The organism is Mesorhizobium sp. Root157, assembly GCF_001427385.1.
GTDB lineage: Bacteria > Pseudomonadota > Alphaproteobacteria > Rhizobiales > Rhizobiaceae > Mesorhizobium.
The window spans coordinates 90582-112927 of record NZ_LMGJ01000023.1 but is presented as its reverse complement, the minus strand read 5'-3'; the positions used below and the strand labels follow the sequence as shown (position 1 = coordinate 112927).

Annotated in this window: 21 protein-coding genes and 1 tRNA gene; 6 read left to right on the top strand and 16 right to left on the bottom strand. The window is 60.8% G+C overall.

The window, feature by feature from the left end:
- Positions 1-47: 47 nt before the first annotated feature.
- The gene (locus ASD64_RS12795; RefSeq protein WP_056105584.1) at positions 48-629 is read right to left on the bottom strand and encodes a DUF1134 domain-containing protein; all 582 of its coding nucleotides are present in this window, start codon (positions 627-629) and stop codon (positions 48-50) included.
- Positions 630-961: 332 nt separating this feature from the next.
- Here ASD64_RS12795 and chpT point away from each other — a divergent pair, with 332 nt between their 5' ends.
- Positions 962-1591 carry a histidine phosphotransferase ChpT gene (chpT, locus tag ASD64_RS12790; protein WP_056105583.1) on the top strand — a complete coding sequence of 210 codons (630 nt, stop codon included), beginning with the start codon at positions 962-964 and terminating at the stop codon, positions 1589-1591.
- A gap of 242 nt (positions 1592-1833) precedes the next feature.
- Positions 1834-2202: a response regulator gene (locus tag ASD64_RS12785; RefSeq protein WP_056105949.1), complete on the top strand. Its 369-nt coding sequence runs from the start codon at positions 1834-1836 to the stop codon at positions 2200-2202.
- Positions 2203-2273: 71 nt separating this feature from the next.
- Here ASD64_RS12785 and ctrA read toward each other — a convergent pair whose 3' ends face one another.
- A complete protein-coding gene (gene ctrA / locus ASD64_RS12780) occupies positions 2274-2969 on the bottom strand; it encodes a response regulator transcription factor CtrA (RefSeq protein WP_056105582.1) in 696 nt (231 codons plus the stop codon).
- A 450-nt stretch (positions 2970-3419) separates the two neighbouring features.
- Here ctrA and ASD64_RS12775 point away from each other — a divergent pair, with 450 nt between their 5' ends.
- Entirely contained in the window at positions 3420-3797 is a 378-nt protein-coding gene (locus ASD64_RS12775) for a hypothetical protein (RefSeq protein WP_056105581.1), read from the top strand.
- Positions 3798-3905: 108 nt separating this feature from the next.
- On the opposite strand, the gene ASD64_RS12770 is transcribed toward ASD64_RS12775, so the two are convergent.
- Positions 3906-4631 (bottom strand): type 1 glutamine amidotransferase, encoded by a 726-nt coding sequence (locus ASD64_RS12770; RefSeq protein ID WP_200957831.1) that lies wholly within the window; start codon positions 4629-4631, stop codon positions 3906-3908.
- Here ASD64_RS12770 and ASD64_RS21275 point away from each other — a divergent pair.
- Positions 4554-4838 (top strand): hypothetical protein, encoded by a 285-nt coding sequence (locus ASD64_RS21275; RefSeq protein ID WP_162249074.1) that lies wholly within the window; start codon positions 4554-4556, stop codon positions 4836-4838. The genes ASD64_RS12770 and ASD64_RS21275 overlap by 78 nt on opposite strands.
- A gap of 744 nt (positions 4839-5582) precedes the next feature.
- Here the strand turns inward: ASD64_RS21275 and ASD64_RS12765 are convergent.
- Complete coding sequence (locus ASD64_RS12765; protein WP_013529904.1) at positions 5583-5858, bottom strand: DUF1153 domain-containing protein; 276 nt, start codon at positions 5856-5858, stop codon at positions 5583-5585.
- Between the two features lie 271 nt (positions 5859-6129).
- Between ASD64_RS12765 and mnmA the strand changes: the two genes are divergently transcribed.
- Positions 6130-7323 (top strand): tRNA 2-thiouridine(34) synthase MnmA, encoded by a 1194-nt coding sequence (mnmA, locus tag ASD64_RS12760; protein WP_056105947.1) that lies wholly within the window; start codon positions 6130-6132, stop codon positions 7321-7323.
- Here mnmA and ASD64_RS12755 read toward each other — a convergent pair.
- The gene (locus ASD64_RS12755) at positions 7320-8285 is read right to left on the bottom strand and encodes a Gfo/Idh/MocA family protein (protein ID WP_056105579.1); all 966 of its coding nucleotides are present in this window, start codon (positions 8283-8285) and stop codon (positions 7320-7322) included. The genes mnmA and ASD64_RS12755 overlap by 4 nt on opposite strands.
- 227 nt (positions 8286-8512) lie before the next feature.
- Here ASD64_RS12755 and ASD64_RS12750 point away from each other — a divergent pair.
- Positions 8513-8589, top strand: a tRNA-Met gene (locus tag ASD64_RS12750).
- Positions 8590-8729: 140 nt separating this feature from the next.
- Here the strand turns inward: ASD64_RS12750 and ASD64_RS12745 are convergent.
- From ASD64_RS12745 to ASD64_RS12695, 11 genes are all read right to left on the bottom strand, one after another.
- The gene (locus ASD64_RS12745; RefSeq protein WP_056105578.1) at positions 8730-10625 is read right to left on the bottom strand and encodes an ABC transporter ATP-binding protein; all 1896 of its coding nucleotides are present in this window, start codon (positions 10623-10625) and stop codon (positions 8730-8732) included.
- Positions 10626-10639: 14 nt separating this feature from the next.
- Positions 10640-11395, bottom strand: a complete 756-nt coding sequence (locus ASD64_RS12740; protein WP_056105577.1) for a DUF1028 domain-containing protein — start codon at positions 11393-11395, stop codon at positions 10640-10642.
- Between the two features lie 2 nt (positions 11396-11397).
- Positions 11398-13182 (bottom strand): gamma-glutamyltransferase family protein, encoded by a 1785-nt coding sequence (locus ASD64_RS12735; protein ID WP_056105944.1) that lies wholly within the window; start codon positions 13180-13182, stop codon positions 11398-11400.
- Between the two features lie 22 nt (positions 13183-13204).
- Positions 13205-14083 (bottom strand): ABC transporter permease, encoded by an 879-nt coding sequence (locus ASD64_RS12730; RefSeq protein ID WP_056105576.1) that lies wholly within the window; start codon positions 14081-14083, stop codon positions 13205-13207.
- On the bottom strand, positions 14080-15027 hold the full coding sequence (locus ASD64_RS12725) for an ABC transporter permease (protein ID WP_056105575.1): 948 nt from the start codon (positions 15025-15027) through the stop codon (positions 14080-14082). The genes ASD64_RS12730 and ASD64_RS12725 overlap by 4 nt, the downstream gene beginning before the upstream one ends.
- A gap of 73 nt (positions 15028-15100) precedes the next feature.
- Positions 15101-16603, bottom strand: a complete 1503-nt coding sequence (locus tag ASD64_RS12720) for an ABC transporter substrate-binding protein (protein WP_056105574.1) — start codon at positions 16601-16603, stop codon at positions 15101-15103.
- Positions 16604-16657: 54 nt separating this feature from the next.
- Entirely contained in the window at positions 16658-17389 is a 732-nt protein-coding gene (locus ASD64_RS12715) for a FadR/GntR family transcriptional regulator (RefSeq protein WP_056105573.1), read from the bottom strand.
- Positions 17390-17632: 243 nt separating this feature from the next.
- Positions 17633-18325 carry a hypothetical protein gene (locus ASD64_RS12710; protein WP_056105572.1) on the bottom strand — a complete coding sequence of 231 codons (693 nt, stop codon included), beginning with the start codon at positions 18323-18325 and terminating at the stop codon, positions 17633-17635.
- The gene (gene fliI, locus ASD64_RS12705; RefSeq protein ID WP_056105571.1) at positions 18306-19709 is read right to left on the bottom strand and encodes a flagellar protein export ATPase FliI; all 1404 of its coding nucleotides are present in this window, start codon (positions 19707-19709) and stop codon (positions 18306-18308) included. Before fliI ends, ASD64_RS12710 begins: the two co-directional genes overlap by 20 nt.
- Before the next feature lie 11 nt (positions 19710-19720).
- Positions 19721-20443 carry a flagellar basal-body rod protein FlgF gene (flgF, locus tag ASD64_RS12700; RefSeq protein WP_056105570.1) on the bottom strand — a complete coding sequence of 241 codons (723 nt, stop codon included), beginning with the start codon at positions 20441-20443 and terminating at the stop codon, positions 19721-19723.
- 5 nt (positions 20444-20448) lie between these two features.
- Complete coding sequence (locus ASD64_RS12695) at positions 20449-22260, bottom strand: DUF1217 domain-containing protein (protein ID WP_056105569.1); 1812 nt, start codon at positions 22258-22260, stop codon at positions 20449-20451.
- Positions 22261-22346: the final 86 nt, after the last annotated feature.

Below are 22346 nucleotides of genomic sequence, written 5' to 3'. Positions count from 1 at the left end.
AACGAATTCAGGCAACGCGCTTTTTTCCCATTTTCGGGCGACCCGCCCTAAAACGGGTTCCAGGTCGCCTGGTTGGTCAGCTTCAGATAGCCCATATTGATGCCGAGCCTGGCACCGACGCCGGTGCGGATCGGCACAAGCAGCATCTGGTTGCTCTTGAGCACGTTGAAGCCGACGCCGGCGACAATATAGGCCGAGCCGGCAACACCGCCAAAGCGGGTGTAAAGGTTGTTAACGTCATCAAGGTTGTAGACCAGCACCATGACCCGCGAGCCAACGCCGCCAAAATCCCAGCCAAGCGACGGCCCCTGCCAGAACACCTTATGGTCGCCGGCATTCTTGGTGTAGAGCGTGCCTTCGCCATAGGTCAGGCCGCCGATGAAGGCGCCGGACCCTTCCTCGCCCAACACGTAGCCGTTCGGCAGGCCGTATGAGGAGAAAACCTTCTCGACGACGCTGGCCAGACCGCCGGAAGTCGCGCCGAAGAATTTGTGGCCCGAATCGACGATTTCCTGGGCGGTGTACTCCTGGGCTCGGGAAGCCGAAATCGAAAGGGCGAATGCACTCGCAAAGACGATCGTCAGTGCGATGACCCGGAATAGACCCCGGTCGCAGAATCGGGAAAACATGCAGTCAATCTCCGTAACGGAGCACTGTGCCTGCGCCTCGAACCCCGCAGCTCTTGAGCGGCTGCTTTCGGTCATCACGGCAAACTATGCCGTAATCCTTTTTCAACCATTAAGCTTTCACATGAAGATGATGGCCTTTCGAGGGCCGGCGCCGTTTTGGGGACATTTTATCGGCGTTCTGCACCAGTGTACCGAAGACAAAGTACGGTTTTGAATTGGCGCGCGACGATGCGCACGATATTCATGGCCGGGGAGGACAACGTGATTCGGTGTGCGTGGCGCGTGGACGATATCCATTTTGACAGCTTCCGATTTTCCAGGGACCACCGTTCATGACTGACTTGTTTACCCTTTCCGCCCCCGACCTCGCGGCCCTCCTGTGCAGCCGCGTCTGCCACGACATCATTTCCCCGGTCGGCGCCATCAACAACGGCCTCGAACTGCTGGACGAGGGCGGCGCCGATGAAGACGCCATGAACCTGATCCGGCAGAGCGCCCGCAATGCCTCCGCCCGCCTCCAGTTCGCGCGCATCGCCTTCGGTGCGGCCGGTTCCGCCGGCATGCAGATCGATACCGGCGATGCGGAAGCCGTCGCCACGGCGTTCCTGAAGAACGAAAAGCCGGAACTGGTATGGACCGGCCCGCGCGCGCTGCTGCCGAAGAACAAGGTGAAGCTGTTGCTCAACCTGGTTCTCGTCGCCAACGCCGCCATTCCGCGCGGCGGCCGCATCGTGGTGACGCTCGAGAACCTCGAGACCGAGCCGCGCTTCACGCTGGCCTCCAGTGGCACGATGCTGCGCGTGCCGCCCAAATTCCTCGAACTGCACTCTGGCCATAAGCCCGAGGAAGCGATCGATGCCCATGCCGTGCAGCCTTACTACACGCTGCTTCTAGCGCGCGAGGCCGGCATGACGATCTCCATCCACGCCACCTCCGAAGAAATCACCCTGACTGCGGCCTGACAAAGGCGCTGGCTGACAAGACCCCGCTTGACTGGGCGCTTGCCGCGCCCGGTCAGTGTGCGGTGGCGAGCCCGCAGGGGACCTGACAAACAGCTGCGCCCGCGCCCTTCGCCTGTTTTTGACGCCCGATCTTTGGGAATATTTTACCTAACGCATTTCCCGCTTTTTTACCGGCTCGACCTACAATGGTTTCGATTGTCCCGTGGCTCGTAGCCGGGCAACGGGCCGAAAGGGACGTGAAAATGAAGCGCTGCATGTTCGTCGACGGATCAAGCGTCATCCGCAAGGTTGCCAGGCGTATCTTGAGCAGCGCCGACATGATCGTGGTCGAAAGCGGTACTGGGGGCGGTGCGCTCGAAATCTGCGCGACCGAGATGCCAGATATCATCGTCATCGACGGAACCCTGCCCGACATGCAGGCGCCCGACCTCATCCGCCAGATCCGCGCTATTGCCGCCCCGGTCGTTCCGCAAATACTGATATCCCTCGTGGAGGTCGATATCGGCGCCATCATGCGCGCCAAGCGGGCGGGCGCCCAGGGCTATCTATTGAAGCCGTTCAATCGCTCCCAACTGATCGAGCGGTTCCGCACCTTGCAGATTGCCGCCTGATCCGTAACGGCTTGACAGCAATAACGAAAAAGCCCGGCTTGAGCCGGGCTTTTTCGTTGAACGACACCTGATCAGGCGCTTTCGCGGATATCTTCCGGCTCGCGCAGCACATAGCCGCGACCCCAGACGGTCTCGATATAATTCTGGCCGCCCGACGAAGCATCGAGCTTCTTCCTGAGCTTGCAGATGAACACGTCGATGATCTTCAGTTCCGGCTCGTCCATGCCGCCATAAAGGTGGTTGAGGAACATTTCCTTGGTGAGCGTCGTGCCCTTGCGCAGCGAGAGCAGCTCCAGCATCTGGTATTCCTTGCCGGTGAGGTGAACGCGCTGGCCGGCGACCTCCACCGTCTTGGCATCCAGATTGACCACCAGGTCGCCCGTGGTGATCACCGATTGGGCATGTCCCTTCGAACGGCGCACGATGGCGTGGATGCGGGCGACCAGTTCGTCCTTGTGGAACGGCTTGGTCATATAATCGTCGGCGCCGAAGCCGAGGCCGCGCACCTTGTCTTCAATACCGGCCATCCCGGAGAGAATGAGAATTGGGGTCTTCACCTTCGAGAGGCGAAGCGTTCTCAAGACCTCATAACCCGACATATCGGGCAGGTTAAGATCGAGAAGAATAATATCGTAGTCGTAAAGCTTGCCGAGATCGACGCCTTCCTCACCCAGATCGGTGGTGTAGACATTGAAGCTTTCAGACTTCAGCATGAGTTCGATGCTCTGTGCTGTTGCACTGTCATCTTCTATCAGCAGAACGCGCATCTCATTCCCCTTTTCTGCCGCCGAACCCGCTTTGCGACCCGTCCTGGCCCGGAGCAGCGATTGCCTGAACCGAAAACTGCCATCGAATGGTTAACAAATCCTAATTTTCTATCGAAACCGATATCAGATTTTTTAACCTATTTCCACACTCTATTGAATCCAAAGGTGAATCATGAAGTGAAGCTCTTCACCCGGCACATCAGGAAACTGACGTAACCGACTCAATCGACTCATTCTCCGGGGACGGTTTCACCGCTGGAATTTTTACCCGGCCTTAAGTCCTGAGCCGTATGATTAACAATGCCCGTAAACGAATGGTTACCGGGCGAAAAAAACTTTAGGACTTTGTTTCCCATAGGTTCGGGAAATCCGGGGGATACGGGTGCGGTTGAGCCTCGCAAGGTCGACGGGTCTGTATGTGCGTATGAGTGATTGCGGGAGTATCGAGTCATGAAGTCACGTGAGAACCTCGTTCGTCTGAAGCAGTTTCAGGTGAACGAAAAGCGGCGGCAGCTGATGCAACTCGACATGATGATCGCGGAATTCGAGCGCATGGCCGGTGAACTGGAGTTGCAGATCACCGCCGAGGAAAAGAAGGCCGGGATCACCGATATCAATCATTTCGCCTATCCGACATTCGCCAAGGCGGCTCGTCTGCGCCGCGACAATCTCCGGGATTCCCAGTCTGACCTCGCTCAACAGCGAAGCGCTGCCGAATCATTACTCAGCGAAGCTGAAGCGGAGCTTTCCAAGGCGGAAATGCTGGAAATGCGCGACACCAAGACCAGGGACACCGAGGTCGGTATCCGCAATGTCATGATTGGCTAATGCATGTCGCCCGAAAAGGAGAACCGGTTTCGGGATAACGAAGCGCGCCAGCGACTCTGAAAGATCGCGACGTCCTTGGCCGCCATCTTCGTAGGCGGGCTACATTGGTCAGGTCGTCGGGCTCCGCACCAAAGCCCAAAAATTGTCGTTGATCTGGCGTGCCGCGCTTTTGAGAGCGCCTAGGCGCGGCGCGACTTCCGCAGCCAAACCTTCCGCCCGCTCAATCCCCAGGGCCTTTTCGAGACTGGCGCGGTATTCGGGAATAAGCTTCCAGTCGCCCACGGTACGGTCCGTGATTTCCATATGATATTGAAATCCATAGGCGTGGCGGCCCCATTTCATGGCCTGTACCGGGCAGGCAGCATTGGCGGCAAGGATTTCGCCATGCTCCGGCAACTCGGAAACCTCAGCGCCATGCCACTGCAGGGTCTCGACGACATTGTTCACGCCAAGGAAAAGCCTGTCGTCCCGACCGGATCTTGTAAGTTTCACCCTGGCCAAGCCAACTTCCGGCCGCGCCATCAATGAGACCTTGCCGCCGAGCGCGTCGGCAAGAAGCTGATGTCCAAGGCAAATGCCGAGATATGGCCGTCCCATATCCTTGACCCAGCGCCGGATCGCGGCTTTTTCGGCAACCAGCCAGGGATGGACATCCTCTTGCCAGGTGTCCATCGGGCCACCCATGACGGCAAGCAGGTCGAAATCATCGAGATTCGGGATGGATTCGCCTTCGTCGAGTTCAACGACCTTCATTTCATGACCGTCCTGGCGCCAGAAATCACCAAAGCAACCGGCATGCTCGACGGCAAGATGCTGAAAAATCAGAATACGCACGAAGCTCTCCTCGATGGCGTCGGGTCGAACGGCAGGCATCGAACAACAGCAGGAACTGTCGACATTGAGTTCCGCCACTCTCCTCTTATCGACTGGACCAAGGAAACCTGGGGCGAGCCAACCAGCACAACGTCGACAGGCGGCGTTGGAAGCAAAGCGTGGATCGATCCATCCGCCCGCCGCCCATCTCTCCCGTCAACCCGTTGATCCTGCTCATCTCTCGCAGAATCTCGCACAGCGCCTGTCCACACCCTGACCACCGCGCCGATAATCTGCCCATCGCTTCTGCGGGAAACTCGGTGCGCACCGGGTATCGAGGGGAAGCGTCGGTGCCGGGCTGGTCGCATGACGGTGTGCGACTGGGTGATGAGCCCCCAAGTTCGGCCCTCGAACCGGGCACCGTGTGCCGGTGGGCAACCGCATGGCCGGTGTGCCGGTTGAGGGAAGCCACCGGACGGGCGGCCGCGAGGTCGCACTACTTACTAAACGAGCGTCCGATCGGTCGCCCGTCTTCCCGACCTTTCGCGCTACAAGCAGAGGTCAGTTCTTTGACAATAGCCAGACGGCGAAGCCGGGCGTGGCGATGAATAGACATAACTTCGTCATCCTAGGGCGAAGCAGGCCGAAGGCCGTCGCGCAGACCCTGGGATCCATGCCGTGACGGAGCGGCAGCGTGGTACGGTGTAGAACATCCCTCGTTCTGTTCCGCAGTACAACTCCCGGCCATTACGGCATGGATCCTCGGGTCGCGCCTTTCGCTGCGCTCATGCTTGCCCGAGGATGACGAAAGGAAAACGCTATGTGTCCCTCATCGCTCCCCAAGCGGCACGAAGGGAACCGGCGGGGCAAAGACACCCAGACGACAACAGCCGGGCGTGGCGATGATGAAACGCGCACGCCACCGAGCGGGATGGACACTGCCGCAAGGCAGCGCCCCGCAGGACATCGGCCCTAGTGGCGGTATTGCTGGATGCGCGTGGTGCGCAGTCCGGCAAGCCCGTACTCATCGATCGAAGCTTGCCACGAAAGGAATTCCTCGGTGGTCAGCTTGTAACGCTGGCACGCCTCATCAAGGCTGAGAAGCCCGCCGCGAACGGCTGCAACCACTTCCGCCTTACGCCGGATAACCCAGCGACGCGTGTTCGTCGGCGGCAAATCGGCAATTGTAAGCGGGCTGCCGTCCGGCCCGATAACATACTTGACTCGCGGTCTTACTAGATCGGTCATCATACTCTCTACAAAAAACACAAAAGAACCAATCCCCGCCACACTACCGCCACAGCTTTAAAAATTGCCTAAGCGGTCCCTAATGGATAGGTAAGGTTCATGAACGTCGCGTTAGGCTTTGCGCCGGCATTTGTTTCAAATGCCGCAGAGCCGGTTTCCAGCCTCATTTGCATGCTGAAACCCAATCTGGCGCTGCTCGAAAGCTTGACCTATATTGTCAGCATTGGCCCGGCCCGGACATCGGGGGCGGGATGGATTTGGAATGAACGACATGAACAGCCTGGACCTCCCCGGACGCCCGCAGGATACGCGCGTCGTCGTCGCCATGTCGGGTGGCGTCGATTCCTCAGTCGTGGCCGGGCTGCTCAAACGGGAAGGCTATGACGTCGTCGGCGTGACCCTGCAGCTTTACGACCACGGTGCGGCCACCCATCGCGCCGGCTCCTGTTGCGCCGGCCAGGATATCGACGATGCCCGCCGCGTTTCCGAAACGCTGGGAATTCCCCATTACGTGCTCGACTACGAGGAGCGTTTCCGCAAGGCGGTGATCGATCCCTTTGCGGAAAGTTACGTTCACGGCGAGACCCCGATCCCTTGCGTGTCGTGCAATCAGACAGTGAAGTTCGCCGATCTGTTGGCGACGGCGCAGGAACTTGGCGCCGATGCGCTCGCCACCGGCCACTATATCCGCTCCCGCGCCAATGGTAACGGGCACCGGGCCCTCTACCGCCCGGTCGATGCGGACCGCGACCAGAGCTATTTCCTGTTCGCCACCACGCAGGCGCAGATCGACTACCTGCGCTTTCCGCTGGGCGGCCTGCCGAAACCGGCGGTGCGCGCGATCGCCGAGGAGATGGGCCTCACGGTGGCTGCCAAGCACGATAGCCAGGACATCTGCTTCGTGCCGCAGGGCAAGTATTCGGACATCATCGCCAAGCTGAAGCCGGCAGCGGCCAATCCCGGCGATATCGTCCATATCGACGGCCGCATTCTCGGCCGCCACGACGGCATATTGCGCTACACCATCGGCCAGCGCCGCGGCATCGGCATCGCCTCCGGCGAGCCGCTCTATGTCGTCTATCTCGATGCGGAGCGCGCGCGCGTCATCGTCGGGCCGCGCGAAGCGCTCGAAACGCACAAGATCTACCTTCGCAACATGAACTGGCTGGGCGACGGCAACCTCGCCGACATTCCGCCGGAAGGCCTGGAATTGTTTGCCAAGGTGCGCTCGACGCGCCCACCCCGCCCCGCTGTGCTCCACCACAAGGACGGCGCGACCTTCGTCGAACTGGTCGACGGCGAATCCGGCGTGGCGCCTGGCCAAGCCTGCGTGCTCTATTCCGACGAAGGCAACGAAGCGCGCGTGTTCGGCGGCGGCTTCATCGGCCGCTCGGAGCGCGGCGCCGAAGCCGAGGCCATGCTGTCGCGTCTCGGCGCACGCACCGCGCCGATCACCGCAGGTTAAACTACTTTTAGGCCATGTGTGACGGTGCCGGCGGTCAGGACGCGCAGCACCCTGATCGCCTCCTCGCCGTCCGTGCGCGGTTCGGCGCGCGTCTCGATGCACTGAATGAAATGCTCCAGTTCACGCGTCAGCGGCATGCCCTGCCCGACCGGCACATAGGACGGTTCGTCGGCAGTGAAAGCCCAGTGGCCGCTGTCTTGCCAAACCGCGTGGTGGTAAACGGCTAGCTTGCGTTCCCACGGCTCGACATCGTCGAACACCGCCATTGCCTTGGTTCCCACCACCGTCAGTCGCCGCTCCCGATAGGGATTGAGGCGCGAAGCGAACAGGTGGCCGCGCAGATTTCCCGGAAAGCGCATGTGCAGATGGGCAAAGTCGCTGAGGTGATCGAGCGTTGCAGCGCCTTCGCCGTGGACCTCCACCGGTTCAGCGCCGGTGATGGCCAGGATCATCGACAGGTCGTGCGGGGCCAGGTCCCAAAGCGCATCGTTCTCGGTATGGAACTTGCCGAGACCGAGACGATGAGAATGGATATAGCGCACCTCGCCCAGTTCGCCTTCGTCGACAAGCGTCTTCAGCTTTTCGAAGGCAGGGTGAAAACGCAGCACATGGCCGACCATGAAAATGCGTTTGTTGTCTTTTGCCGCTTGCACGGAACGCTCGGCATCGGCAACAGTCAGGGCTACCGGCTTCTCGACCAGAACGTCCTTGCCGGCCTGGACGGCGCGGATGGCCGTCTCGGCGTGAAACTGCGGCGGCAGCGCCATGACGATGGCATCGACATCGTCGCGCTTCAGCAGCGCCTCCGGTTCGATGGCCAGGCATTCCTGCTCGCTGGCAAAGCCTTCGGCGCGAGCGCCGTTGGCATCGGAGACTGCATGCAGCGCGCCAAGGGCCTTGAGGGTGCGGATATGGTTACTGCCCCAGTATCCGCATCCAAGGACGGCAATACGCGGTTTCATCAATTGTGGACTCAAGAATTTCGTGGCTGACACATAGCGGTGCGCCTTCACGAACTCAACCCCGACGAAGTGTTGCCCTGCGGACACGTTTCATCCAGTTGCCCACTTCTGCGAAACCCGGCGCTTGCGCGCTTGACACGGTCACCATGGCAACCTTATATCCGCGCGACCTCGGCGAAGGTTCGAAATCACGTGGCATTGCCGCAGATTTTGCACCTATGCATTGGGGCGGAGTAGCTCAGTTGGTTAGAGCACGGGAATCATAATCCTGGGGTCGGGGGTTCAAATCCCTCCTCCGCTACCACAATGATCGTACAATTTAAGTCGGTTATGTTTGGGAGCGTCGGGCAGTTGCCGCATTCTCGTGGTGCTGGGTGTTGTTTTTGGATTTATCCGCGGCCGCTTTGTCTACTGCCAATGACCCAAAGGTGACGTCCACCCAGGTCACGCGGCTTCCTCAATGCGCACCATGTGGCCGGCTGCAATCTCTCGGTAGCGTCGCAAAGGCGGAACATAGCCGACCGGCCTGACGGGGCTCATAAGTTCATCCACGCCGAGGTTGCGCTTGATGCCGCGCCGCGACGGATCGGGAACGGGAACAGCGGCCATCAGCTTGCGGGTATAGGGATGCTGCGGGTTGCTGAAAACCAGCTCACGAGGGCCGATTTCGACGATCTCGCCAAGATACATGACCGCGACGCGATGACTGACGCGCTCCACGACTGCCATGTCGTGCGAGATGAAAAGAAAGGCTAGGCGCAGGCTCTGCTGCAGGTCCATCAGCAGATTGCACACTTGAGCCTTGATCGAGACGTCGAGGGCCGACACGCTTTCGTCGGCGACGATGACTTTCGGGTCGAGCGTCAAGGCCCTGGCGATACAGATGCGCTGACGCTGGCCACCGGAAAATTCATGCGGATAGCGCGTCATCATATCCGCGCTCAAGCCGACGCGTTCGAGCAGGTCCGCCGCCTTTTCCCGCGCTTGTGCCGGCGTGCCAAGGCCATGCTCGATGATCGGCTCGGCAATCGTCCCGCCAATCGTCATGCGCGGGTTCAGGCTTGCGAAAGGATCCTGGAAAATCATCTGGATGCTGCGTCGCATCTCCCGAAGTTCCTCCGTTTCCAGGCGCAGGACGTCGCGGCCGTCGAGATTCACCTTACCGGCATTCGGCTGGACAAGACGTGTGACGGAACGGCCGGTGGTCGACTTGCCGCAACCGGATTCTCCGACCAGGGCAAGCGTCTCACCCTGGAAGAGATCGAAGGAGATGTTCTCGACCGCGTGAACCGCGCCGACCTTGCGACCGAACAGCCCGCCACGGATGTCGAAGCGCGTGGTGAGGTTTTCCACCTTGAGGATCGGCGCCGCTTTTCGATCGACTGTGTCGGCGACCTCCATGGGTTCGCTGCGCTCTCCGGTCACGACATCGACCACGGGAAATCTCAGCGGCCATTTATGTTCGGTCATCGACCCAAGGCGAGGTACGGCAGAAAGCAGCGCACGGGTATAAGGATGCTGCCCGTTGTGGAAAATGTCGGCTGTGGAGCCGGTTTCGATCGCCCTGCCCTGATACATGACGATCGTCCGGTCGGCGATTTCAGCGACGACACCCATGTCATGGGTGATGAAGAGGACGGACATGCCCTCCTCTTCCTGCAGCAGTTTGATCAAGTCGAGGATCTGCCCCTGGATGGTCACGTCCAGCGCAGTCGTCGGCTCGTCGGCGATGAGAAGCTTGGGGCGGCTCGCCAAGGCCATCGCGATCATCACGCGCTGACGCATGCCGCCCGAAAACTGGTGCGGATAATCTTCGAAACGGGACGCGGCGTTCGGGATGCGGACCTTTTCAAGCAACCGGATGGTTTGCGCCCGCGCGTCGGCCTTGCTGATGTCGCCGTGGCAGGTCAGTGCTTCGGAAATCTGCCGCCCTATGGTGAAGATCGGGTTCAGGCTGGTCATCGGTTCCTGAAAGATCATGGCGGCATCGTTGCCGCGCACCTGGCGCATCTCCTTTTCCGGCAACGAAAGCACGTCCTTGCCGTTGAGAATGATCCGGCCATCGATGCGGCTCGAACCCTTGGCAAGCAGGCGCATGATCGACAGCGAGGTGACGCTCTTGCCGGAACCGCTCTCACCGACAATGGCAACAGTCTCGCCGGGCGCAACGTGGAAGGAAACGTCCTGCACAACCGACTTCCAGACGCCATCGGTGAGAAAGGACGTGGTCAGGCCGGAAACCGAAAGCACTGGCGGGTTGCCGGCCGCAGCCGCGCCCGAAGGCGCTGCGCCCGCTGGGTTCCCGCTTGCCGCAGCGCCCGATTTTGGCTCCTGTGCCATGCTATCCGCCCCGCTCACGTTTTCATTGGGGTGGCGAGGGAGGCCGACTTGCGTCCGGCTGCAATGCGTTGCGCCTCCAGCGCGGCGATCTTCTCGTCGATCTCGCGCCGGTCGATCATGCCGCTCGGATTTTGCCGGGTGGCCATGGTCTCGGCCACAGGCAGGTAGCGTTCCTGCGCGACAGCGTAGAGACGGCGCAATTCGGCCAGCGGGTCACCGTGATCGTCCGCGCGCAGGCTGAGCCATGGGTAGTCCTGGTCGCGATAGATGACGAGGGCGGCGGACTGTTTGCCGCGTTTGTCGCCGCCGGCATCTTCACCCGCCTGCATGGCTTCAAGCAGGCGTTCGGCAAACGGCTTCGCTGCAGCCTTGCGGTAGGTTTCGAGGGTTTTCTTGAGAACCTGCGGTCCGGCCAGCATGTTGCCGGCGACTGAAACGTTGTCGTCAACGAGATGCCCGGCCCAGTCGATGCATTTGGCGCCGGTGTATGCCGCGTTGCGGCCGCGCGCGTCAATAAGATGGAACTGCCGCTGGTCGCGCCCGGCATCACGACCGGCAAGTTCGGCGACGATATCCTGCGGAGCATTGCCCTCTCCAAGCAGCGCCAGCCCGTCGACACCGTTGAGAGGGTTGACGAAGGCCTGTGTCGCGACCGCTCCGATGTTACCGCGAATATGCGGAACCACGCCGCCGACAGCGAAGAACCGGCTGGCGACTGCAACTCCGAGATGGCCAGTCTCAGGATCTCTTGCGACGATGGACCAGGTCATGGCTATCTCCCTACTGCGTAGGCCTGCATCAGGCGCGGCGTCGCGGCTGCACGCAGCAACCCGTCAGCGTCGCGCTTCGCCGCGGTCAGGCGCCCGACCGTCCACTCGTCGGCGACGGTCAGCCGATGACCCCTGCCACGCAGAGCGTCGAGGACATCGGTGCCGAAACTCGCTTCAGCAATCAGGCTGCCGGGATCGCGCGTGCGCGGGTAGAAGGATGCAGGGAAATGGGCGGTATGGAATAGAGGCTGATCGATAGCAGCCTGCAGGTTCAGCCCATGGTGCACATGGCGCAGGAAGAACGAGAGTTGCCACTGCTCCTGCTGGTCGCCGCCCGGCGTGCCAAAGGCCAGCGTTGGGCGACCTTGATAAAGGGCGATGGACGGCGTGAGTGTGGTGCGCGGCCGCTTGCCAGGCACCAGCGAGGTGGGCAGGCCGGGCTTGAGCCAGAACATCTGGCCGCGCGTATTCAGGCAGAAGCCCAACCCCGGCACGGTCGGCGAAGATTGTAGCCAGCCGCCCGATGGCGTCACCGAGACCATGTTGCCTTCACGATCGATGACATCGATATGCACGGTGTCGCCGCGCTTTTCGGAAAGATGCGCCATGGTCGGCTCGTAGACCGCGCCCGTGCCCGAATCTTCGCCCAGCATGGCCATCGTCAGGTCGTGTTGACTCTCTAAACCCGGGACCACGCCCGGGCGAAGGTCGAACGAGGCTTGCGAGGAAATGAGTTTCCGGCGCCCGGCCGCATAGGTATCCGATAAAAGATGGGCCATCGGCACGTCTGAGAAGTTCGGATCACCGTAATAGACATCGCGGTCGGCGAAGGCGAGTTTCATCGCCTCAGTGACTATGTGGACGAAATCGGCGCCGACCGGGTCCAGTGAAGAGATGTCGAAGCCCTTGAGGATCGACAGCATTTGCAGCAACACCGGGCCTTGCCCCCAGGGTCCCGTCTTGGCAACGGTCCAGCCATGATAGTCATAGGTCAGCGGTTCTTCGACAGTGGCCGACCACCCCCCCATGTCGTCGGCGCTCAGCACCCCTTTGTGGCGGCTGCCGCTGGCGTCCATGACTTCAGCCGTCTCGAAATAGGCGCCGATGGCCTCGGCGACGAAGCCTCGATAGAAGGCGTCGCGGGCGGCGTCGACCTGCTCTTCGCGCCCTCTCTTTGCCTCTGCCTCGGCGATGATGCGCTTCCACGTCGCGGCAAGGTCCGGGTTCTTTACGTTCGAGTGCGGGCTTGGCGCCGCGCCGGCTGGCACCCACGTCCGGTAGGACGTCGGCCACTCCTTTTGAAAGAAATCGACCATCCCTTCAATGGTCGCCGCCACGCGCGGCAGCACCGGGTGCCCATGCTCGGCGTAGTAGATCGCCGGCTCCAGTACATCACGCACGCTCATGCTGCCATAGTCGCGCAGCATCAGCATCCAGCCGTCAAAGGATCCAGGGATGACGGTAGCGAGCAGGCCGTCGCCAGGGATCATCTTCAATCCCTCCGACGTGTAATGCCCGATGGTGGCTCCGGCAGGTGCCGGCCCCTGCGCGCAGATGACTTCCACCTTGCCTTTCTTTTTCGAATAGACCAGCGCCGGCATATCACCGCCCGGGCCGACGAGGTGTGGCTCTACGATCTGCAACATGAAGCCAGTCGCGACGGCGGCGTCGAAGGCATTGCCGCCCTTTTCGAGGATGCTCATGCCGACCGCCGAGGCGATCCAGTGCGTGGAGGTGACGACGCCGAACGTTCCCAGAATTTCGGGGCGGGTCGTGAATGCGTTCATTTTGAAATGTCCTTTCAGAAAATCATGCTTCGCGCGGATCGAGCGCATCGCGCAGGCCATCGCCCAGAAGATTGAAACCGATAACCACGAGGAAGATTGCGGCGCCCGGCCACATCGCCATCCAGGGCGCTTGCGAGAGATAATTCTTGGCGACGTTCAGCATCGACCCCCAGCTTGGGGCCGGCGGCTGCTGGCCGAGCCCGAGAAAGGAGAGGCTGGCTTCGGCAATGATCGCCGTAGCGATCGTCAGCGTTGCCTGCACGAGGATCGGTGCAAAAACGTTCGGCAATATGTAGCGCTTGATGATGCTGTAGTGCCTGAGGCCGATCGAGCGCGCGCCTTCGACATAGTCTTCCGTCTTGACCGCGAGTACTTGGCCACGGGTCAACCGGATGAAAACGGGCATTGCCGACAGGCCGATCGCGATCATCGCATTCATCAAACTCGGGCCAAGAAAGGCGGCGAGCGCAATAGCGGTGATGAGAAACGGCATCGCGAGGAATGCTTCGGTGATGCGCGATATGACCTGGTCGATCCAGCCGCCGAAATACCCGGAGATCAGCCCGAACGGCACACCGATGACGACGGCGATGGCGACCGAAATCACGCCAGCCAGCAGCGAGGCCTGCGCGCCCCAGATCATGCGCGCCAGGATATCGCGGCCGATATCGTCGGTACCCAGCCAATAGGCCGCCGATGGCGCCTTGCGGATCGCCGACCAGTTTGTCCCGTTCGGATCGGCGATGGGAAGCAGCGGCGCGGTGACCGCAAGGACAGTGAAAAAGACGATGATCACAAGTCCGACCAACGCACCCTTGTTGGCCTTGAGCTTGCGCCAGGCACGGCTTTGCGAGCGTTGCGCAGAGGGTGCCGAAACCTCGACCTGTTCGAGGGCGCTCATAGGCTGGCCCTCATGCGCGGGTTGAGGACGACATAGAGGATATCCGCAAGAAGGTTCATCAGGATGAAGCCGAACGCCGTGCACAGAACCACCCCCTGCACGACGGCATAGTCGCGGGTGAAGACGGCATCGACGATCAGCTTGCCAAAACCGGGAATGGTGAAGATCTGCTCGGTAAGCACCGCCCCGGCGAGAAGTTCGCCGAACAGCAGCGCACTGAGCGTCACGATCGGCAGCACGGCGTTGCGGAAGCTGTGCTCGAGCACGACGGATCGCTCCGAAAGACCCTTGGCGCGGGCGGTACGGATATAGTCGGCGCTGAGCACACTCAACATCGCCGAGCGCGTGTGGCGCATCAGCGTGGCCGCAAGCGCATTGCCAAGAACAAAGGCTGGCATCAGCATGGTCTTGATGGAATTGAGCGGATCCTCGAAGAAGGGCCTGTAACCGGAGGCCGGCAGCCAGCCGAGATTCACCGAGATCAGCAGGATCAGCATGATACCGAGCCAGAAGTTCGGGATCGACAGCCCGGACAGCGCAACCACGTTGGCGATGTAGTCGAGAGCAGTGTTCTTCTTGACGGCAGCCAGTATGCCCATCGGGATGCCGATGGCGAAGGCGAAGATCATCGACATGATGGCAAGCTGGATGGTGACGGGCAGTTTTTGCCCCACAAGCGTCAGCACCGGCAGATTGGTGCGCAGCGATATGCCGAGATCCCCTTGAACAGCATTCCCCAGCCAGTGGACGTATTGAAGCGGCACCGGATCGTTAAGACGGTATTTCTCGCGCAGATACTCGATCACCTCGGGATCGCGCTCCTCGCCCGCCATGGCCAGCACCGGATCGCCCGGCAGAAGCTTCTGCAGCGAGAAGACGAAGATCGAAATGATCAGCAGCGTCGGAATGGCGACCAGGAGCCGCTTTGCTATGTAGGTATACATGGGCGCTTCCTGCGTCTGCGATGTGCAAAAGAAGTGCCGGACAGGGCAAGCCCTGCCCGGCCTCTACACATGCTCAGTCGGCCTTCTTGACGCCGACAAGGCGGATCATGCCGTCAGGATAAGCAGCGAAACCCGTCACCTTCTTGTTCAGTGCCCAGATCCACGACTGATGGCCGATATAGGTCATCGGCAGGTCGTCCTGCAGGATTGCCGCCGCGGCATCGTATTTTTGCTTGCGGACGGCATTGTCGGGCGCCTGGCGCGCTTCGTTGAGAAGCTTGTCGACTTCCGGGTTGCAGTACTTCGACTGGTTGAGTGCTGCCTTGCAGGTCAGGAACTGATGGATATTGCCGTCCGGGTCGGCGCGGCCCGACCAGTCGGAGCGGCCGACCTGATAGTTGCCCGCCTCCATTTCGTCGAGCAGCGTGGTGAACTCGGTGGCCTTCAGCGAAACGTCGAAACCGGCGTCCGCCACCATCGACTGGACGACCTGCATCATCTGCATCGAGACGGGATTGTTGGTGACGATCAACTCGACGGGCACGCGGTCGAAGCCGGCTTCCTTGACGAGCGCCTTGGCCTTTTCGATATCGCGGGCCGGAACGGGAATATCTTTGTCGTACCACGGGTTTTGCGGACTGAACGGCTGGTTTCCGGCCACCGATGTGCCCTCGTAGACGATCTGGTTAGCGGCCTCACGGTCAATCGCCAGCGAGAAGGCCTGGCGCAGGCGCTTGTCCTTGCCGATCGGGGTGGTGGCGTTGTCGCCGACATTGAAATAGATGGCTAGCCAGCCGAGGTTGACGACGCTCTGATAGGTAAGGTTGGGGTCGGCCTTCACCGCCGCCGCGTCGCTCGCCGCCAGTCGCTCGATCATGTCGAGATCGCCGGCGCGCAGGTTGGCGAGCCGCACCGTGGTATCGGGGATCGGCAGATAGGTGAGTTTGTCGATGAAGATGTTGTCCTTGTTCCAGTAGTCCTGGAACTTCTCCAGCACGATGCGGCTCTGCTGGACCCGCTCGACGAACTTGAAGGGTCCAGAGCAGACGGGCTTGTTGCCGAAGTCCACGCCGGCTTCCTTGGCTGCCGTCGGTGAAATCATCATGCCGGCACGGTCGGAGAGCGTCGCGAGAAGCGTCACGTCCGGGCTCTTCAAGATGAACTTGACCTCGTATTCTCCCGCCGCCTCGACCTTTTCGACGGATTTCAGCTCACTTTTCCGCTTTGATTCCGGCAAGGTCATCGAACGTGTGATGTCGTACACCACAGCATCGGCGTTGAAGGGCGTCCCATCATGGAACTTGACGCCCTCGCGCAGCTTCATCGTCAATTCCTTGCCGTCATCCGACCAGCTCCATTCCGTGGCAAGCTGCGGAACGATCTGCAGATCCGGCGAGAGATCGACGAGTTTGTCGCATAGCGCCGTGTAGACGATGCGGCCGACGAAAGTCTGGGATTGTGCCGGGTCGAGCATGTCCGCATCGTCCTGCAGACCGATTTTCAGTTCAACGGCGGAAGCAGGAAGCGCGTACAGCGCCCCTGCCACCAGCAATGGCAGAAATTTGGATATTTTCATTTCATTCTCCTCCCAATTTCACTCCGGCCCGTCAGACGTGTCGAAGTTCCTTACCTAGGTAAGCTCCCGTTCGGTCTCCGTTTCTTGGCGGTCGAGCGAAGTGATGCGAATAAGACTTTCCTGTAGCGTAAGCAGATGCTTGCGCATGGCTTCTCCGGCCTTTGCCGGATCGCGCGCGGCAATGGCATTGACAATCGCCATGTGCTGGCGATGGCTGAGCGGCTTGCTCCTTGTTGCATTGCGGGCACGTTCGCGGATCGTTTGCCACGCAGCGTCCTGACGAACCCGGTTGATCACGTCGAACAGTGCCAGGAAGAATGCATTGCCGGCGCATTGCGCAACCAGACGGTGCAGGGCTCCATCCCAAAGCTCATGACCATCGGCGTCAGTACTCTGATGCGTCTTTCCGACGAGATCGTACATGCGCTCGATGTCGGATGCCTTTGCCCGCAGCGCCGCCAGTTGTGCGAGCTGCGGTTCGATGCGCAGGCGAACCTCCATGATTTCCATGAAGTCCGTACCGGCCACGATCGAGCCGAGATGCTCGCTCCAGCCGTCAGGCCGCAGGCCCGCATAGGTGCCAGACCCCTGCCGCCGCCAGACACGGCCTTCGGCCTCCAGCACCTCCAATGCGCGCCGGATGGCGCGTCGACCGATGCCAAGCCGCTCCGACAGCATCCGCTCGGTCGGTAACTTGCCGTCCACGCCGACCTCGCCCGAGTGCAGAAGCTCCCGCAACTTCTCCAGGGCGTAGTTGGAATTCCCGCGCGATTCATCCATCGGCATGACGCTGGATCGCCTATAATGGTTCGAACCAATCAATGATTGGTTCAGTTCAAATTGAAATCAGGGTGCTGTCAAGTTCTTTTTGACCGCCGGGGGCCGAGGGCTTACCCATCGGCGTGCGAACTGACATCAGTTGACGCTGGTCCTCAAGGCGAAGGTGTTCTCATGCCGAATGCGCGGCACGCTCGGCAGGAGCCGTCGCGTGCACTGCAGCAAATCCGGGGAAGCCGACCTGGCTTCCTTCTAGTTGACTATCTCGAGGACCTTGTTGGTGCTGGTCACCAGAACCCACTTGCCGCTGCGCTGCTCGATCTTCGCAACGCGGCTGGAATCGGGCAGTTTCGATCCATTCTGGACAATCCAGAGGCCGGCGTCGTCCTCGATCATCGCCCTGCCATTGGCGATATGAACCAGCCTGAAGGCGACCGCATCGCCGGGGAAAGGCTGGACACCGAGGGCGTCGTTCTGTTTTTCATCCGCAACATTGCCAGTCGTGAAAAGGTCCAGGTTCCTGGACATCTCCTGAACCCCAAGCGGCGCTGCGTCGGTGCCGGGACGTGATTCCACCACGATGCGCCCGGCATTGTTGCCCTTGCCGCCAAATTTGATCGCCTGCACGCCGAACTGTTCCTGATTGAAGAAGATGTACCAGGGAAACAGCGCGCAGATGAGACTGAGCGTGATACCGAGAGCCGCCACGACAAAATCGCTACGCCGGTCCGCCTTTTCGATCTTCGGGAACGGCGCCTGCCGCGGCACAGGCCACTCTACACTGCCTGACGACGAGCGCTTGTCCTGCTTTGCCGGCGCTCTGCTGAACAGCCCCGACAGCAAAGAATTGCGTGTCGCTTCTGCTTCTTCCTCGGTGCGCGCCTTGGCCAGGAGGCCGTTCAGCATCGCCTCGGTTCGCTGCCGCTCAGTTGACTGGTTCTGCATTCTGGCTGGCCTTCAGGTGGCGGGCGAGATCGGCGAACGCATCGGCTGACGCGCGGTCTGCCGGCGATTGTGTCAACGCCTGATAGATGAGCGGCACCTGCCGCACGGCCATGTCGAGTTCGGCGTCGGCTCCGCCCTGGTAGGCACCCAGCAAGCGAATGTCGCGTGTGTCCTCGAAGCGCGAAATCATCGCTTTCAGTTGCGTCACCAACGCGCGCTGTTCTGAACTCCAGGCCTTGCCGGCAAGGCGTGAGATGGACGCAAGCGGATTGACGGGCGGATAACGCCCTTGCTCGGCAATGGTGCGGTCGAGCACGACATGGCCATCGAGGATACCGCGCACCGAATCCGCGACGGGATCGTTGTGGTCGTCTCCATCGACCAATACGGAAATGACGGCGGTGATCGATCCCGCGCCTTCCAGCCCCGGTCCGGCGCGCTCGAGAAGCTTCGGTAGGTCGGTGAACACCGAAGCCGGATAACCCCGCGCAACCGGCGGCTCGCCAGTTCCCGTCGCAACCTCGCGCAAGGCGTGGGCGAAACGGGTTATGGAATCGAGGATGAGCAGGACCCGGTCGCCCTGATCCCGGAAATGCTCGGCGACCCGCATGGCTGTATCGGGGGCTCGGCGGCGCATCATCGCGCTCTCGTCGCTGGTTGACACGACCGCAACCGTCTTGGCCATGCTCGCACCGATGGTGTCTTCGAGGAATTCGCGGACCTCACGGCCGCGCTCGCCGACAAGGGCAACCACGACGGTATCGAACGCGGCGGCACCGGCCAGCATGGCAAGCAGCGTCGACTTGCCGACGCCCGATCCGGCAAAGACGCCGAGGCGCTGGCCGAAGCAGAGCGGGGTGAAGATGTCGATGACCTTGACGCCGGTGGTAAAGCTGGTGCCCACACGCTGCCGGGCCATCGCGCCCGGCGTCTTGTCCTGCCGCGCAGCATCGTCGCTGCCGCGCGGGAGAAAAGGTCCTCCGTCGATCGGCCGCGCCAGCGCATCGATTGCCCTGCCCCGCCAGGATGGATGCGGAACGACCGTCAGCGGACCCCGCCGGAAAACGGCATCGCCGATGCCGGCATCCGCGTTGCGGTCGAACGGGGCAACCACCACTTCCTCGTGTGCGATATGCACGATCTCGCCACGACTGTTGCCTGACCTGCCACGATGTTCCACGAGATCGCCCAGCCGGGCGGTTTCGGAAAGGCCGCGTACCTTGTAGTGGGTCGCGGAAACCTCGACGATTCGTCCTCCGCGCTTCAGCATCGACTGCGCGTCGCTGAAGCGCTGCCAGATGCGATCGAGCATGACCAGCGGGGTTTCGTGGGTCGGTCCCGGCAGTTGATCCGAGACCCTGATCACGTTTTGCTCAAGCGACATTCACGGGCCTGCTATTTCGAGCCGAGCGTCTTGATCGCTTCGTCGACCGATGAGCTTGTCTGGCGCATCATGGCCGAAATGTTCTCGAAAGCGCGCTGGACCTGGATCAATCGGGTCATTTCCAACACCGGATTGACGTTGGACTGTTCCAGATAGCCTTGCGCGACGCCGATATCGCGGCGGTCGGTCACCGGTTGCGGCGGTGCGGGCGGTACCACGCCGGAATTGCCGTAGCGGACGAAATTGGGACCCGGGTCGAAACTGAACAGGCCAATAGCGCCGGCAAGCTGTTCACCCTGGCGCAGCGAACCGTCGGCGCCAGCCTTGGGTGGGCCACCGCGAGGATCGAGTTGGATTGGCGCACCGCCGGCATCCAGAACCGGATAGCCTTCCACGGATACCAATTCGCCCAGATCGTTCATCGAGAAACGGCCATCGCGGGTCATCACCGTTCCGGCAGGTGTTTCGATACCGAACCAGGCATCCCCCTGCACGGCGAAGTCGAACGGATTGCCGGTCTGTTGCACCGCACCGCTAGCGCGCGACAGAAATGTGTCGCCCGACGAGGTGAAGGACACCGACTTGGCTCCCGCTCCCGAAACCACGTCCTCGAACTTCACGCCTGTGGCCCGAAAGCCCACGGTCGAAGCATTGGCGACATTGTCGGCAATGGTGGCTAGGCGCCGCTCGAGCGCAATCTGTGACGAAAGGGCGACGTAGAGGCTGTCCTGCACGGCCTTTAGTACCTCAGCTTTTGCATGGCCATCAGCAGATCGGTGGAAACGCCGATGGTGGTCGGTTGCGCAAAAAGCACGCCGATCGAAGTCTGCGCGCTCGATGTCGGATGGGAGATTTCGTAAAGGCTTGTGAAGCGGGTGATGAACTTGGTCAGCTTGGCTGGATCGGCGAAGTCCGCGATATCGAATTTGGATTCAAACAACTTCACCTGTTTGTCGATGTCTGCCGACGCAAATGAATCCGGAAGGGCAAAGGCCGTGCGCACCACACTGGCCATGGCCTTGTCGGCAAGCACCTCATACCAGTTGGTCAGCGTCGGCGCCTTGCGCTGGAAATAGAGCGCCAGCCGCACGCCTTCATTGCTGCGGCCGGCATCTTCCTCCAGCGACTGGCGCATGTATTTGTCGATGACGGGCTGTTGGGTCGGGTTGTAGGTCGTTGCATTCTCGCCGTGGGCCGCGAAATCGAAGGCCGTGGCGAAAGCCGCGTAGCGCTTGTCTTCCATGGTGTTGGCAAGGCTTTTCGGGTCGCTGACGCCGCTCTCAAGCACTTTGCGGATCACGGCCTTGTCCTGGGTCGAGGGATCGAGCCCGTAGGAAGCAAGCGCATAATCGTAGAGCCGGGCGTTGGCCATCAGATCGTCGATGGAGCGGATGGAGCCGATATTGGCGAGATAGTAGTCGGTTTCACCCCGCACGTAGTCGATCGTGGGCGGGATGAGCCCCAGCCCCGATTTGGCGGCATAGAAATTCGGCGTTTGCTGCTTGGCCTCCACGCGTGAAGTGGCGAGGTCGCCATATTCGGCAAAATTGAATGCCGAGACGAAGGCGGCGTAGCTTTTATCCGTCAGCTTGTTTGCAGGACTGTTCGGATCGCTGATCCCGCCTGCCAGCATCTCCCTGACGCGGGCAGGTTTTTCTGTAGCGGCGTCGAGGCCGTATGCGGCGAGGGCGACAGTTAAAAGCCGCTTGTTCGCCAACAGGTCGTCAATCGACTTCACTTTCGAGATGTTGGCGTCGTAATACTTGACTTCCGCATCGATGTACTGGGCGTTGGGTTTGATCAGCGCCAGGCCGGTACCTGCCATATATTGTTTCGGCACGGCTTTCTGGACCACATCGCGTGCGGTTGCCTGGTCGCCATGCGCGACGAAATCGAACGCCGACACGAAGGCGGCATACTTCTTGTTGGGAAACTGGTTGGCAGGGCTGTTTGGGTCACCGGCGCCACCTTCAAGCATTTGACGCACGCGTTCAGGCGGCTCGGTCTTAGCATCGAGCCCGAAAGCGGCCATGGCATAGGTCAGCAGTCGCTGATCACCCATCAGGTCATCGACCGACTTCACGTTCGAAATATTGGCGAGGTAGTAGGACGTTTCGGCATTGTAGTGGCTGAACCCAGCCTGCGCCGGGCCTATCTGGACTTGAAGCACGTAGTTGCCGGTAGTGGCCTGCTGCGCCTTGTTGTAGATCGTGGCGGTATCGCCGAGCTTGGCGAAGTTGAAGGCGCTGACGAATTCGGCGTAGCGCTTGTCGGTCAGTTTGTTGGCAAAGCTGTCCGGGTCGGTGACGCCCTCTTTCAGCGCCTTGACCATGAAGGCCTTGGCGTAGTCCATGTCCTTCAAGCCGAAGGCTTTCATGGCATATTTGAACAGACGGTCGTTTTTCACGAACTCGTCGATCGATTTCACCTTGGTGATGTTGTCGAGATAGTACTTGGTTTCGCGATCCACCACGGGCTGACGCTCGATCTGATCGATCGCCCTGGGAAGATCTCGCGCAATCAGCTGATAGCTGACAAAGGTGCTTAACACGACAGGCCTCCGGCCGAAGCTAGCCCACAAGATAGACGCACTTCCTTGCGCGAAACTGAATCGCTTTTTTCAGCACACGGCACGCT

Excerpts from the sequence above, each read along its gene's own strand:
- ASD64_RS12785 (WP_056105949.1), top strand. The coding sequence starts at position 1,834 with ATGAAGCGCTGCATGTTCGTCGACGGATCAAGCGTCATCCGCAAGGTT.
- ASD64_RS12720 (WP_056105574.1), bottom strand. The coding sequence starts at position 16,603 with ATGAAAATATCCAAATTTCTGCCATTGCTGGTGGCAGGGGCGCTGTAC.
- ASD64_RS12795 (WP_056105584.1), bottom strand. The coding sequence starts at position 629 with ATGTTTTCCCGATTCTGCGACCGGGGTCTATTCCGGGTCATCGCACTG.
- ASD64_RS12715 (WP_056105573.1), bottom strand. The coding sequence starts at position 17,389 with ATGCCGATGGATGAATCGCGCGGGAATTCCAACTACGCCCTGGAGAAG.
- ASD64_RS21275 (WP_162249074.1), top strand. The coding sequence starts at position 4,554 with ATGACCGTCCTGGCGCCAGAAATCACCAAAGCAACCGGCATGCTCGAC.
- chpT (WP_056105583.1), top strand. The coding sequence starts at position 962 with ATGACTGACTTGTTTACCCTTTCCGCCCCCGACCTCGCGGCCCTCCTG.
- ASD64_RS12730 (WP_056105576.1), bottom strand. The coding sequence starts at position 14,083 with ATGAGCGCCCTCGAACAGGTCGAGGTTTCGGCACCCTCTGCGCAACGC.
- ASD64_RS12725 (WP_056105575.1), bottom strand. The coding sequence starts at position 15,027 with ATGTATACCTACATAGCAAAGCGGCTCCTGGTCGCCATTCCGACGCTG.
- mnmA (WP_056105947.1), top strand. The coding sequence starts at position 6,130 with ATGAACAGCCTGGACCTCCCCGGACGCCCGCAGGATACGCGCGTCGTC.
- ASD64_RS12710 (WP_056105572.1), bottom strand. The coding sequence starts at position 18,325 with ATGCAGAACCAGTCAACTGAGCGGCAGCGAACCGAGGCGATGCTGAAC.
- ASD64_RS12755 (WP_056105579.1), bottom strand. The coding sequence starts at position 8,285 with ATGAAACCGCGTATTGCCGTCCTTGGATGCGGATACTGGGGCAGTAAC.
- ASD64_RS12740 (WP_056105577.1), bottom strand. The coding sequence starts at position 11,395 with ATGACCTGGTCCATCGTCGCAAGAGATCCTGAGACTGGCCATCTCGGA.
- ASD64_RS12775 (WP_056105581.1), top strand. The coding sequence starts at position 3,420 with ATGAAGTCACGTGAGAACCTCGTTCGTCTGAAGCAGTTTCAGGTGAAC.
- ASD64_RS12765 (WP_013529904.1), bottom strand. The coding sequence starts at position 5,858 with ATGACCGATCTAGTAAGACCGCGAGTCAAGTATGTTATCGGGCCGGAC.
- ASD64_RS12745 (WP_056105578.1), bottom strand. The coding sequence starts at position 10,625 with ATGGCACAGGAGCCAAAATCGGGCGCTGCGGCAAGCGGGAACCCAGCG.
- fliI (WP_056105571.1), bottom strand. The coding sequence starts at position 19,709 with ATGTCGCTTGAGCAAAACGTGATCAGGGTCTCGGATCAACTGCCGGGA.
- ctrA (WP_056105582.1), bottom strand. The coding sequence starts at position 2,969 with ATGCGCGTTCTGCTGATAGAAGATGACAGTGCAACAGCACAGAGCATC.
- ASD64_RS12735 (WP_056105944.1), bottom strand. The coding sequence starts at position 13,182 with ATGAACGCATTCACGACCCGCCCCGAAATTCTGGGAACGTTCGGCGTC.